At 41.1% G+C, this 11,837-nt stretch carries 14 protein-coding genes and 1 tRNA gene; 7 read left to right on the top strand and 8 right to left on the bottom strand.

Annotated features, from left to right (window positions below; translation table 11 throughout):
• Nucleotides 1-123: 123 nt before the first annotated feature.
• Nucleotides 124-324, top strand: coding sequence for a hypothetical protein (locus tag HED61_RS05830; protein WP_176333183.1), 201 nt, complete (start codon nt 124-126; stop codon nt 322-324).
• Here HED61_RS05830 and rpoN read toward each other — a convergent pair.
• The gene (gene rpoN / locus HED61_RS05825; protein ID WP_135172101.1) at nt 302-1,615 is read right to left on the bottom strand and encodes an RNA polymerase factor sigma-54; all 1,314 of its coding nucleotides are present in this window, start codon (nt 1,613-1,615) and stop codon (nt 302-304) included. The genes HED61_RS05830 and rpoN overlap by 23 nt on opposite strands.
• A 54-nt stretch (nt 1,616-1,669) precedes the next feature.
• On the opposite strand from rpoN, the gene HED61_RS05820 reads away from it, so the two are divergent.
• A tRNA-Arg gene (locus HED61_RS05820) sits at nt 1,670-1,741 on the top strand.
• A gap of 150 nt (nt 1,742-1,891) precedes the next feature.
• Here HED61_RS05820 and rpoE read toward each other — a convergent pair.
• Nucleotides 1,892-2,497: a DNA-directed RNA polymerase subunit delta gene (rpoE, locus tag HED61_RS05815; protein ID WP_005471809.1), complete on the bottom strand. Its 606-nt coding sequence runs from the start codon at nt 2,495-2,497 to the stop codon at nt 1,892-1,894.
• 86 nt (nt 2,498-2,583) lie between these two features.
• Nucleotides 2,584-3,021 (bottom strand): DUF1934 domain-containing protein, encoded by a 438-nt coding sequence (locus tag HED61_RS05810; RefSeq protein ID WP_005471808.1) that lies wholly within the window; start codon nt 3,019-3,021, stop codon nt 2,584-2,586.
• Between the two features lie 179 nt (nt 3,022-3,200).
• On the opposite strand from HED61_RS05810, the gene HED61_RS05805 reads away from it, so the two are divergent.
• The 3 genes from HED61_RS05805 to yidA are packed head-to-tail and all read left to right on the top strand — an operon-like array spanning nt 3,201 to nt 6,229.
• The gene (locus tag HED61_RS05805; protein ID WP_176333185.1) at nt 3,201-4,031 is read left to right on the top strand and encodes a lipoate--protein ligase family protein; all 831 of its coding nucleotides are present in this window, start codon (nt 3,201-3,203) and stop codon (nt 4,029-4,031) included.
• Nucleotides 4,028-5,398, top strand: a complete 1,371-nt coding sequence (locus HED61_RS05800; RefSeq protein WP_060813523.1) for an HD domain-containing protein — start codon at nt 4,028-4,030, stop codon at nt 5,396-5,398. The genes HED61_RS05805 and HED61_RS05800 overlap by 4 nt, the downstream gene beginning before the upstream one ends.
• A gap of 9 nt (nt 5,399-5,407) precedes the next feature.
• Entirely contained in the window at nt 5,408-6,229 is an 822-nt protein-coding gene (gene yidA, locus HED61_RS05795; protein WP_003127553.1) for a sugar-phosphatase, read from the top strand.
• A 29-nt stretch (nt 6,230-6,258) separates the two neighbouring features.
• Here the strand turns inward: yidA and HED61_RS05790 are convergent, their stop codons facing one another.
• Nucleotides 6,259-6,720 (bottom strand): NUDIX hydrolase, encoded by a 462-nt coding sequence (locus HED61_RS05790; protein WP_005471806.1) that lies wholly within the window; start codon nt 6,718-6,720, stop codon nt 6,259-6,261.
• Between the two features lie 145 nt (nt 6,721-6,865).
• On the opposite strand from HED61_RS05790, the gene gloA reads away from it, so the two are divergent.
• Nucleotides 6,866-7,240, top strand: coding sequence for a lactoylglutathione lyase (gene gloA, locus HED61_RS05785; RefSeq protein WP_003127551.1), 375 nt, complete (start codon nt 6,866-6,868; stop codon nt 7,238-7,240).
• Nucleotides 7,241-7,424: 184 nt separating this feature from the next.
• Nucleotides 7,425-8,138 carry a gamma-glutamyl-gamma-aminobutyrate hydrolase family protein gene (locus HED61_RS05780; RefSeq protein WP_176333187.1) on the top strand — a complete coding sequence of 238 codons (714 nt, stop codon included), beginning with the start codon at nt 7,425-7,427 and terminating at the stop codon, nt 8,136-8,138.
• Nucleotides 8,139-8,441: 303 nt separating this feature from the next.
• On the opposite strand, the gene HED61_RS05775 is transcribed toward HED61_RS05780, so the two are convergent.
• Genes HED61_RS05775 through HED61_RS05760 form a run of 4 tightly spaced genes read right to left on the bottom strand, consistent with a single transcriptional unit; the run spans nt 8,442 to nt 11,606 of the window.
• Entirely contained in the window at nt 8,442-9,695 is a 1,254-nt protein-coding gene (locus HED61_RS05775; protein ID WP_219645180.1) for an ABC transporter permease, read from the bottom strand.
• Nucleotides 9,688-10,587 (bottom strand): ABC transporter ATP-binding protein, encoded by a 900-nt coding sequence (locus HED61_RS05770; RefSeq protein WP_003127547.1) that lies wholly within the window; start codon nt 10,585-10,587, stop codon nt 9,688-9,690. The genes HED61_RS05775 and HED61_RS05770 overlap by 8 nt, the downstream gene beginning before the upstream one ends.
• A 25-nt stretch (nt 10,588-10,612) precedes the next feature.
• Complete coding sequence (locus tag HED61_RS05765; RefSeq protein ID WP_103300638.1) at nt 10,613-11,293, bottom strand: DUF2812 domain-containing protein; 681 nt, start codon at nt 11,291-11,293, stop codon at nt 10,613-10,615.
• Nucleotides 11,280-11,606: a PadR family transcriptional regulator gene (locus HED61_RS05760; protein ID WP_003127545.1), complete on the bottom strand. Its 327-nt coding sequence runs from the start codon at nt 11,604-11,606 to the stop codon at nt 11,280-11,282. The genes HED61_RS05765 and HED61_RS05760 overlap by 14 nt, the downstream gene beginning before the upstream one ends.
• Between the last annotated feature and the right edge of the window lie 231 nt (nt 11,607-11,837).

Here is an 11,837-nt window from a genome sequence, read left to right as displayed (position 1 = left end):
AAAAAATGATTCTCCAAACTTTTTTAATCGTAAAGCGGATTCTTATCACAGCCAAAAATAGCTTTCAAACTAGTAAAAGAAATCAACAAAGAAAAACTCGAGCAAAAGGATCAGCGACCGCCTATGAAAAGCGGGCAGAGCTATTTATCACAAGTAGCCCTGCCTTTGCTACGATTATATGAAACCCAAATTGCTTACCTGTCTTCTTATGTAAAAGAGGTGGGGTCATTGGACTTTTTGCCGTCATTCTTGTTGAATCTTTCTTCAATAGCTGGGCCAGAACAAGAACTGTATCGAAAAATCAATCAAACCGCTTTCGTTTAGAAGATCCAGGAATATTAAGAGCCTCACGATACTTGGCAACAGTCCGGCGAGAAATTTCCACTTCTTCCGCTTTTAACAAATCAGCCAATTTTTGATCAGAAAGCGGCTTCTGCTTATTCTCTTCGTTGATCAAAGCTGCCAAACGCCGCTTGATTGCCTCCGTGGTGACATCCTCTCCACTTTGGGTGGACACTTTTTGACCAAAGAAGGACTTCAGTTCAAAAACACCAAATTCTGTCTCCAAATATTTCCCATTGACGGCACGACTGACTGTCGATTCGTGAATACCTAATTCGTCAGCGATTTCTTTGAGGATCAATGGCTTCAATGGTCGGTCAGCTTGTAAAAAAAAGGCTTGCTGATGATGAACGATCGCTTCTCCCACTCGATAGATGGTATCTCCTCGCTGCTGGAGAGTCTTTTTTAGCCATTCAAATTCTTGGGCTTTGTTGTCTAAATATTTCTTTACCTCAGCATCGCCACTTTGTTTTAATTGATCAAAATAGTGTTGTTGGAAACGGACTTCCGGCATTGCTCGTCGATTAGAGGTAACCACTGGCTGGCCTTCAGTAATCGTAACTCGCAAATCCGGGATGATATACAAACCATCTGTAGACCCAAAGGCCGCCCCTGGTGTTGGGGTCAACGTTTGGATATAGTCAAACACCTTCTGAATTTCTGAAAGCGAAACTGCTAGATTTTTCGCTATTTTGTCCCACTTGCGCTCTGCTAATTCCGTGAACCATTCTTCAAGAACGATATAGGCGAGTTCTGGCGCAGCATCGTCCCGTTCAGTTTGAAGCATGAGGCATTCTCGTAGATCTCGTGCGCCGACACCCGCTGGATCCAACTGCTGAATCAGTGTCAAGGCATCGAGCATCTGAATCTCTGAAGCTCCGATCATTTGACCAGCCTTCACCAAATCAATGGTCAAAAATCCATTCAAATCAATATATTCCACTAGAAATAACACGACGGTGCGTAGAAAGGTATCTCGGTAATTTAAATGGATTTGATCGATCAAATACTCAAAGAGCGAACTTCCTCTATTTGGGATCTGATTCAAATATTCATTGAATTGCTCAGATGTCCCACTGCCTTGAGTATAACTCGTCGGATATTCATGGTCCGTTAAATCGATCAGGGGATTCTCTAATGCCTGATTATCTACGAAAGCAAGCAGTTCATCTGATGAAAATTGCAGCACTTGGATCGACTGCTGTAATTTCTGCGTCATCGCCAACTTTTGTGTCTGTTTTTGTTGTTGCGAAAATTGTTGTTGAAATTTCATCATTTTACCTCTTGTTTTTTCTGAGAAAATTGGTTAAACTGTTATTTGTGCTTCGCGCCTTTAGTGTAGTGGATATCACGTAAGATTCCGGTTCTTGAGACGGGGGTTCGATTCCCTCAAGGCGCGTTTTTCATTTCATTTATAGTATACTTTATCTCAAGGGATAATTCAAAAAACCACGGAAGTGCTGACAGCACTTCCGTTTTTTTTATTTTGATTGAGCTCTTGCCATCTTCCATACACTGTTGCCTTTGCTAAACACAAAAAAGAAGAGGCCTATTCCTCTTCTTCCTCGTCATCAAATTCGTCTTCTTCATCATCATCGATGATCGTTAGATCTTCTTCAATGTTCCCCGGTAGTTCCTCTTCGTCATCATCGTTATTGTCTGCACCAATTTCTTGCAGATCTGAGTTATATGCGGAGATTTCTTCATCCTCATCGTCATCATCGTCAAAAAGATCCTCTTCATCGTCATCAGACAAATCAGTATCCTCTGGGTCATCATCGTTATAATCGATCGCGTCTTCATCGTCACTAATAAAGGCATTCACTTTCTTACGTTTGCGACGACGCGGTGTATCTTCATCTTCATCATCGATTCCGTGGTTGACTTCTTCATCGATTGAGTCGATCGCATACCATGAACGCAATCCCCAGCGATTGTCTCCCAAAGAAATAAAACTGCCATCGATATTCAAGTCTGTATAAAACTGCGCCAAAGAATCACGAATCTCGCTGTCCGAAGTTTCTAGATAGTTTTGGATTTGGTTGACCAAATCAGAAAAATCCATCACGTCACCGCGTTGCTCTAAAATCGCATGGGCAACTTCGATCATTGACAATTCGTTTTTATTTACACCTTCAAATACATTAATTTCCAAACGGGACACGTCCTTTCACAGTCTACTCCTAATCATACAAAAATGTGAGGCAAATTGCAATTTATTCTTTCAAAATTTGCATTTATTTAAGCAGTAAACTCCAAAGAAAGTTTGTATTCTCCCACTTTGTCTTCCATCATAAATAAATCATAATGGACATCGACTTTACCTGAATAAGGACGATCTTTCAGACTCACATGTAAGTGACTTGTATATGTATGGAAATGCATCGTGCCGTAAGGCGTTTGATAACTTGTTTCTAAACGCTCTTTGTAAGCGAATTTCAAGCGTGTTCGCATTTCTCCCGAGCGAATCAGTTGGATCACGCCATCTGGCATAATTTTCATCGTCACTGGTACTTCGGCTCCTTCTGGCTGAATCTCTTTGTATCTCAGATACAGCGTATCGCCGATTTTGACCGCCTGTCCTTGTAAATCAAACAAAAAATCTTGTGTTTCTCCCGCTTGTTCGACCTTTGTCGTTAAATGGATCGAAATCGGAATTCCTTGTGACAATTCCCTCATGATAGTGTGCCTCCTTAGCAGATTTCAGTTCCATTTTTCCTTTTTTCCCCTCTTTTGTCAATCATTTCAGCTAAAACATCCACTATAGAACGTTTTCTTAGCTTTTTGATTAAGTTTTTTCATGATCTTCATATATAATAGTAGGAGATCTTATTATTGAAGGAGAATCTAAGCCTACCGTGACCATTGAAATGATTGATCAAATGTTGCCATTTGATCCCCAAACTACCGAGAATCGTTTTTTACCGTTTGCATTGACCGATGTATTGAGTGAATATGCAGGCGTTCATCATCAGGAATTTTTACACTTTTGGCAGTTGCCTGATACTATGATTTTAGGAATGAAAGATACCCGAGTGCCTTATTTCACCGAAGGAATATCCGCTTTGACGACTGCTGGCTTTCAACCAATCATCCGCAACTCAGGCGGGCTTGGGGTCATCAACGATGCCGGTGTTCTGAATGTATCGTGGATTTTCCCAAAAACGTTAGCTGCTACTACAGATGCGGCTTATCAGCGAATGGTCGACTTGATGCGAGAAGCATTTCCCGAAAAAGAAATTGCTGCCTATGAAATCCCAAACTCTTATTGTCCCGGTACCTTTGACTTGAGTATGGACGGAAAGAAAATCGCAGGGACTGCCCAGCGCAGGATCAAAGCAGGAATTGCAGTCATGATGTACCTTAGTGTCAACGGCGACCAACACTATCGAGGAGAAGTAGTAAGAACGTTTTATCAAAGAAGCTTGAAAGAGCAGTTTGGTACTAATGGCTATCCCGCCGTTGAACCTACCAGTATGACAACACTCCAAGATGTGCTTCAGCGCTCTTTCTCTGTATCAGAAGCTGCCTCACGACTGCAAGAGGCCTTGATGCGGCTAACTAAGTCCTCTCTCAGCCCTGTGACTGCATCCGAATGGGTTGAAAAAAATGATCAAGCGGCATTACTAGAGGCTCGTATGACCAGTATGTATCAACGAAATCAACCGATAAAGGAGAGTTCACAATGAGCATCCCATATAAATATCAAACACTTGCTATTGAAAAAGTATTCCGTGATCCTGTACACAACTATGTGCATGTGCAGCATCAAGTGATCTTGGACTTGATCAATTCGAAAGAAGTACAGCGCCTGCGAAGAATCAAACAACTAGGAACTTCTTCGTTTACTTTTCATGGTGCTGAACATAGTCGCTTCTCACATTCGTTAGGGGTTTACGAAATTAGCCGCCGCATCTGTGATTTGTTTCAACGAAATTTCCCAGTTGAAAAAGTTGGGTCTGATGGCTGGGATGACCGGGAACGATTGGTCACGCTTTGTGCTGCTTTGTTGCATGATGTTGGCCATGGCCCTTATTCCCACACTTTTGAACATATTTTTCATACAGATCACGAAGCCATCACTGTAGCGATCATTACTTCCCCAGAAACAGAAGTCTATCAAATCCTCAATCGTGTGGAAGAAGGTTTTCCTGAAAAAGTGGCCAGTGTTATTACTAAGACATACCCAAACCCACAAGTGGTGCAAATGATTTCCAGTCAGATCGATGCGGATCGCATGGATTATTTACTGCGGGATGCATACTTCACGGGAACGGAATACGGCACATTTGATTTGACACGTATTCTGCGAGTCATTCGTCCCTATGCTGGCGGGATCGCATTTTCTATGAGTGGCATGCATGCGGTAGAAGATTATATTGTCAGCCGCTATCAAATGTATGTCCAAGTCTATTTCCATGCCAGTTCTCGGGGAATGGAAGTTATCTTGGCACATTTACTAAATCGCGCTGCCGAATTGTATCAAGAGCATGAAGAACTTTTCCAATCGCATTCCCAGCTTTTGCTGCCCTTTCTTAAACAGCACTTTACTTTGGAAGAATACCTAAAACTAGACGATGGCGTCTTGAATACGTACTTCACTCAGTGGACGGAAGAAAATGATCCGATTCTTAGTGACTTAGCCAAACGATTCTTGAACCGCAAACCGCTGAAGTCTGCACGTTTTGAAGAAGACACTCAATTGCCATTGATTCATGAACTGCAATCTCTTGTCGAAAAAGTCGGTTTTAACCCCGACTATTACACAGCAATCAATTCTAGTTTCGATTTACCTTATGACTTTTATCGCCCAACTTCTGGCATGCATCGGACACAAATCGAACTGCAAGAAAAAGACGGCTCCCTAGTGGAATTATCCAAGGCTAGTCAACTAGTAGCTGCACTTGCTGGGCAAACACAAGGAGACCAGCGCTTTTATTTCCCAAAAGAAATGATTGACCCCGCACTACAAAATCACTATGATTTATTTTGGGATACGTATCAAGAGTTTGCGAAACATATTCGCAATGGTGCCTTGATCAATACGAACAACTAGGAGGAAGTTATGAGCATCAAACTGATTGCTATCGATATCGATGGCACGTTACTGAACAATGATCGAAAAATCACACCTGGAGTGTACCAAGCACTAAAAGCTGCGGAGGCACAGGGTGTTCGAATCGTCTTATGTACTGGACGCCCCTTAACAGGTGTCCAAGATTTATTAAGTGAACTAGACTTGTTTTCAGAAACGGACTACGTAATCACATATAATGGTTCTCTCGTACAGAAGACTAAAACAAAAGAAATCGTTTCTGAATTCGGATTGACGCATGAAGAATACTTAGAAGTAGAAATGACTGCCCGTAAATTAGGGGTTCATTTGCATGTGGAAACCCAAGATACGATGTACACAGCGAATCGAGACATCAGTCCTTATACCGTCTATGAAGCCTTTTTGGTCAATATGCCTTTGAAATATCGTACACCGGAAGAAATGACTGCGGATCTGAATATCATCAAAATGATGATGATCGATGAGCCTGAATTGATCGATGCTATTATTCCACAATTGCCAACTTCATTGACTGAGCGTTTCAATATCGTCAAAAGTGCGCCATTTTTCTTAGAAGTCTTGAATAAGAAAGCTCATAAAGGGGCTGCGGTTCAGAAGCTAGCTGAGGAACTAGGTATCTCACAAGCAGAAGTCATGGCGATTGGTGATAACGAAAATGATCTAACGATGGTCGAATATGCGGGTCTTGGCGTTGCAATGGCTAATGCAACAGAAAACGTCAAACAAGCGGCCGACGTCATCACTGCTTCCAATGAAGAAGATGGTGTAGCTAAAGTTATCAATGACTATGTGTTAAATGAACTAAAATAAAAGAGTAAAAAAGACAACGATCACTGCCTTTATGCATGATCGTTGTCTTTTTGATTTACCCATTGTTTCACTGCCCAGGCATGACTGCCGCGTTTCAATAAATGAATGGCTTCTTCTGGTGTATGCCACGAAAGTTGGTTGTGTTGTTCTGTTGGCTCACCTATTTTTTGCCAATCGGTCATTAAATAAAAATAAGCCGGATGATGGTAATACGTTTCTCGATGTCGCGAGTAAAAATAATCAACCGCCTCCCCTAAATAACTGGCGATCTTTCCTGCAAATCCTACTTCTTCGACCAATTCCCGTTTGATCGTTTCTTCCTTCGATTCACCGGGTTCAATCTCCCCTCCTGGTAAAAAAAAGGCGCCATTTGGCGCTTGGACCAAAATCACTTGTTGGTGTTCATTCGGAATCACGACATAGGCACCGAATCGTGAAATATAGTCAGCCCCCGGCTCTTTTTGCCCAAACACTTTCTCCTTGTTCCCCATGTTTCCCTCCATCATCTCTTTCTTTCCATTCTACCTTAGGAAGCCACTGGCGACAAGCTGCAACTTGACGGGGTGCACTTTTCTTACCACAAAAAATCGGGTTATGTTATTATAGGCTTACCACAATTGAAAGGATGAATGACAAATGAAAATGGCACATACTTGTGTGCGAGTGAAAGATCTTGAAGCATCACTTGCATTTTATCAAGAAGCATTCGGTTTTGAAGAATCGCGCCGTCGTGATTTTCCAGAAAACAAATTTACGTTGGTTTACTTGACATTACCAGGAGATGATTATGAATTAGAATTAACTTATAACTATGATCATCCCGGCTATGATCTAGGTGACGGCTATGGTCATATCGCGATCAGTACCGATGATTTAGAGAAACTTCACGAGCAGCATAAAGCAGCTGGTTTTGATGTTACTGACTTAAAAGGCTTGCCTGGTACTTCTCCTTCTTACTATTTCGTGAAAGACCCAGATGGCTACAAAATAGAAGTGATTCGCGAAAAATAAAAAAGTACTGTGACTTAAGTGCAGCAACAAATGGAACATCCGAACGATAACGAAATTGCATCTACTCTCTAGTAGGTCCTCGCAATTTCGTGGAAAAAGTCAGTTCGGATAGCTTCCTTTGTTTTCCTTTTGTCACAGTTTTTTATTCATTACTGCTGTCAAAACAGCTGGAAGGAGAATGCTTATGAAACCAGTGATTGGAATTGCTGGCAACGAACGAACGATGATTGATGGGGAAGCCCATTGGATTACATATACCCCGAGAAATTTTGTGACACAGATTCAACAAGCCTCTGGCCTTCCCCTTATTTTACCCATGGGAGCTCCCGAAAATGCCGCCCAATATATTGCCCAGATTGATAAATTACTTTTGGCAGGGGGGCATGATGTGACTCCTCGCTATTATGGCGAAGAGATGCATCCACTGATCCAAGGTACACATCCTGAACGAGACGCATTTGAATTGGCGTTGATCAAAGAAGCTGTCGCACAAGAAAAACCAATTTTTGGTGTCTGTCGTGGCATGCAGCTATTGAATGTTGCTTTCGGCGGCAACCTCTATCAAGACTTGTCATTGGTCGAGCAACCAACCATCAAGCATGTGCAAGCACCGACACCCTTTCGCTTTCCTACTCATGCCGTTGAGATCGTTGCTGACAGTCGTTTAGGAAAATTATTAGGAACCACCTATCAAGTGAATTCGTTTCACCATCAAGCCATTAAAGATGTTGCAAAAGATTTCCAAGTGATCGCAACGGCCCCTGACGGTATCGTAGAAGCCATTGAAACTTCTGCCTTTGCGGCGCCGATTTTAGGGATCCAATGGCATCCTGAATTAACCGCACAAGAGATTGCTTCAGAACAGCAAATTTTCGACTACTTTGTTCATCAGTTTTGACATTATGCCAACAAAGATTTCGCTAGCAGAGGCAATGCCTGATTGAAAAAAGACTTGGTTATATTTGAAACTAGTAGTTTAAATGACTCGTTTAGCTTTAATAGTTAGTAATTAAAGGCTGATTGGATACTAGCTTGATCAATTGGCGGTCTTGACTCATTAAAGCTACTTTACCTAATTCTACGTAGAAAAAAACCGATGAAAAGCAGAGGGTTTTCTGGATACCATTTGGTAATCAGAAAGCACAAGCTTTTCATCGGTTTCTTTATTGAAGCCTAACTAATCGGAGAATTTGTTGGCTGGTCATTTTTCATTCTTCATCAAAACGAAAGATTGTTTCAATGAAGCCAAAATGCCGTTATCGTTATAAATCAGTACGTTTGACTTATACATTCTTGCTGAGATCAGCATCAATGCCAATGTACTTACTGCTAAGATGGCTACAGAGACTGCCGCGCCTCCGATACCTACTGTATCGTTAGCCAATCGGACTGGCATGATAAATGAAGATAAAAACGGGATATAAGAAGTGACCCGCAAAATGATATTGTTAGGATCTGTACCGCCTAGAATCAAACCTAACATATAACCGGCTAAAGAAAGGTAAGTGACAGGAATGATCGCCTTGGCAGTGTCCTCTGCTTTATTGACTAATGAACCGCACAAAGCAGACAGGACAGAGTAAATCAAAATTCCTAATAGGACAAAGATGACCGAGTAAATCAAGAATGGACCGAATAATCCATCAATTGAGAAATTGGCTAATACATCTTTGACCATTGAAATGTCTTTGATCCAATAATAACTGATAGCAAAGATACCGGCGTAAGCCAATAACTGAGCTAATGCGACCATAATTACACCGGTTAATTTGGCATAAAAGTGAACCTGTGCTCTCGTACTGGACAAAATAACTTCCATGATCCGGGTCCCTTTTTCGGAAGCAATCTCTTGGGCAATGATTTGAGCGTAAGTCAAAATAAACATGAATAAAATAATTGTTCCGACATAACTCACAATGTATTGGATCGAACTATTGTCTTCCCCAAGCTCCATTTTGCCATCTTCGGTGAAAGAAACTTTTTGTTTACTGAAGTTTGCTGGCTCACTTAAACTAGCCACTTGCTCCTGATTTAATCCGAGTGCTGCGGCACGTCCCGAGGCTTGCAACCCAGACAATAATTGCTGAACCGTCAACTCTGTGGTTTGTCCCATAGAAGATTCACTCAATAATTCACCTTTGATACTGTCGGCCTCTGAAGTAACGATCAAGAATGCATCGACCTTTTCATCCGCTAATTGTTTTCTTCCAGCTTCTTCAGAATCCACCACTTCAAATTGATAGTCTTCATTTTTCTGAGCTGCGATTGTTTGTGCAATAGCTGGTTCATTCGCATAAACAGCAATTTTATCGGCACTGTTCATTCCATCGGTAAAAATTCCTACCACATAAATAATGCCCAATGCAATAAATGGAATCAATATCATGATCAAAAACGAGATCGATTTCACGTTTTTCTTAAACACATCGAGCGCGATCACCCAAAATTTACTCATTGTCTTTTCCCGCCTTTCTCTTAAAGATTTCTTCTAATGTCGGCGGTTGTTGGTTAAACATCGGGATATAGCCATCAGCTGTGGCCAAATCAAACAATGTGCGACCGACTTCAGGATGCGATAATGTAATGTCATAACTCCCATCTTCTTTATGAAGAACTTTTTCGACACCTTCAACTGCTAGGATGGTTTCTTTTGACAATGAAGATTCCAAGAAGACTTTTGTCCGCCCAAACGATTCACGGATCTCATGAACTTTTCCGTTGAGAACCGTTTGACCATCTCTTAGCATGATCAAATGATCGCAGATTTTCTCAACATTATCCATGTTATGACTAGAAAAAATGACACAAGACCCTTTTTCTTTTAGTTCAATAATGCCATCTTTCAGCAACTCAGCATTGACAGGGTCCAATCCGCTAAATGGTTCATCCAAAATGACTAATTTAGGTTCATGAATCAATGTTGCGATCAATTGGACTTTTTGCTGATTCCCCTTCGATAATGATTTAACTTTATCTGTCTTTTTCCCTTTTACTTGGAATTTTTCCATCCATTCGTCGATCTTAGGTTCAATTTCTTCTTTCTTTTTTCCACGCAAGCGTGCAAAATAAATCAGTTGATCTTGGATGGTTACTTTAGGGTAAAGTCCCCGTTCTTCTGGCAAATAACCAATCAAATTGTATTCCTTTTCTGTGATTTGATGGCCATTCCATAGTACTTCTCCTTGTTCAGCCCGTAAGAAATCTAGAATCAATCGGAATGTCGTGGTTTTACCAGCACCATTTTGACCGATCAACCCCATGATCTCGCCATCGTTGATTTGAAAGGACAATTGATCCACTGCCCGATAGTCCCCAAATGTTTTCACTAAATTCTTTGCTTCTAACACAATTTCACCTTCCTTGTCTTTTAAGTTAGTATAAATAACCGGCTAAAAAGCCGATAATTCCTCCAATTAATGCGCCGACTCCCATAAAGAGCAGCGTATCCCGTAACACGTGTTGCCGCTTAGCTAGTTTCTCTGGTTCTTTGTAAAAAGAGGCGCGGTTCTTGTACAAGCGACGCATGAGAAATGACACCACACCGATGATAAGAGGCGCACAAATCAGCCCAACTGCAACACCATATGAGAAACCTAGTATCTCATTATAGGTAAGTACTAGCCAGCGAGCGAGGAGATAAATCAAAAGCAGAATAACCAAGCCAACACCTGTTATGCCAAAAGAACGTTTCATAAGATAGCGTGCCTCACTATCGATTCGTTCTTGATAGCTTTGCTGATCACTAAAAATAGCTGGTGTCTCTAAAGGAGCCTGAAAATAGTAGTAACGGTTTTTGTAGGAACTAATATACTCCCATCCGCCGGCTTCATACATTGCCAAGTATTCATCAACATCAGATTTGTCTCCTTGAAAAAAATCGACAGCAAACTTCTTCTCTTGTGGTTGGCTTTGAATAAACTTCAAAAAACCGAACTGATTCATATGCACAAACTGCCAACCTTTTGCTGCTTGCTCTTGCAGCCGCATCATTTCTTTTTCTGGATAATAGGCAACACCTAATGAATACAAATATTTTGTCTTACGTTTGCTCATCTGCCAGTCCCCCCAACTCACCCATAATCTGTTCACCAATCTCAAAGAAATGTTTTCGTCGCTGAATGTCCTTTTCTAAAGCCGTTTTTCCTTTGGCTGTGATCTGATAGATTTTTTTACGATCTGTCGTCTCTTCTAAACTGATCATTTCATTTTTGGTCAATTTTTTCAATATAGTATACATTGTTGCCGGACCGATTTCATAGGTACCTTGGCTTAATTCATTGATTTGCTTCATGATCACATAGCCATGTTTTGGCTTTAATAAAGCTAACAAAATCAAATAAGTTGAATCGGTCAATGGTTCATCCATGTGTTTTCCCCCATCCTAGGAAACTATATCACTTATTGATATATTATCGAATGATATAATAAGTGTCAATCTCTTTTTGTAAGCAATTTTCTCCCGGATTTGGGTAGTTTTCTGATTATCTATCGGCGTATTTCAGAACTATTTACACTTAGTTGACCGCTTTATACTTACCTTAGTTAGCAACTAGGGATTCGAGATTGATGCTCCCTATCAAGCTTCGAACGGACATGT

It is taken from the genome of Enterococcus gallinarum, assembly GCF_021496385.1.
Taxonomy (GTDB): domain Bacteria; phylum Bacillota; class Bacilli; order Lactobacillales; family Enterococcaceae; genus Enterococcus_D; species Enterococcus_D gallinarum.
Note: the sequence above shows the minus strand (reverse complement) of the source record. Positions and strands in the feature narration are given on the sequence as shown.

What these genes read in the sequence shown, in the direction of transcription:
- HED61_RS05830 (WP_176333183.1), top strand. Translation starts at nt 124, where the DNA reads ATGAAAAGCGGGCAGAGCTATTTATCACAAGTAGCCCTGCCTTTGCTA.
- rpoN (WP_135172101.1), bottom strand. Translation starts at nt 1,615, where the DNA reads ATGAAATTTCAACAACAATTTTCGCAACAACAAAAACAGACACAAAAG.
- HED61_RS05810 (WP_005471808.1), bottom strand. Translation starts at nt 3,021, where the DNA reads ATGAGGGAATTGTCACAAGGAATTCCGATTTCGATCCATTTAACGACA.
- HED61_RS05800 (WP_060813523.1), top strand. Translation starts at nt 4,028, where the DNA reads ATGAGCATCCCATATAAATATCAAACACTTGCTATTGAAAAAGTATTC.
- yidA (WP_003127553.1), top strand. Translation starts at nt 5,408, where the DNA reads ATGAGCATCAAACTGATTGCTATCGATATCGATGGCACGTTACTGAAC.
- HED61_RS05790 (WP_005471806.1), bottom strand. Translation starts at nt 6,720, where the DNA reads ATGGGGAACAAGGAGAAAGTGTTTGGGCAAAAAGAGCCGGGGGCTGAC.
- gloA (WP_003127551.1), top strand. Translation starts at nt 6,866, where the DNA reads ATGAAAATGGCACATACTTGTGTGCGAGTGAAAGATCTTGAAGCATCA.
- HED61_RS05780 (WP_176333187.1), top strand. Translation starts at nt 7,425, where the DNA reads ATGAAACCAGTGATTGGAATTGCTGGCAACGAACGAACGATGATTGAT.
- HED61_RS05775 (WP_219645180.1), bottom strand. Translation starts at nt 9,695, where the DNA reads ATGAGTAAATTTTGGGTGATCGCGCTCGATGTGTTTAAGAAAAACGTG.
- HED61_RS05765 (WP_103300638.1), bottom strand. Translation starts at nt 11,293, where the DNA reads ATGAGCAAACGTAAGACAAAATATTTGTATTCATTAGGTGTTGCCTAT.
- HED61_RS05760 (WP_003127545.1), bottom strand. Translation starts at nt 11,606, where the DNA reads ATGGATGAACCATTGACCGATTCAACTTATTTGATTTTGTTAGCTTTA.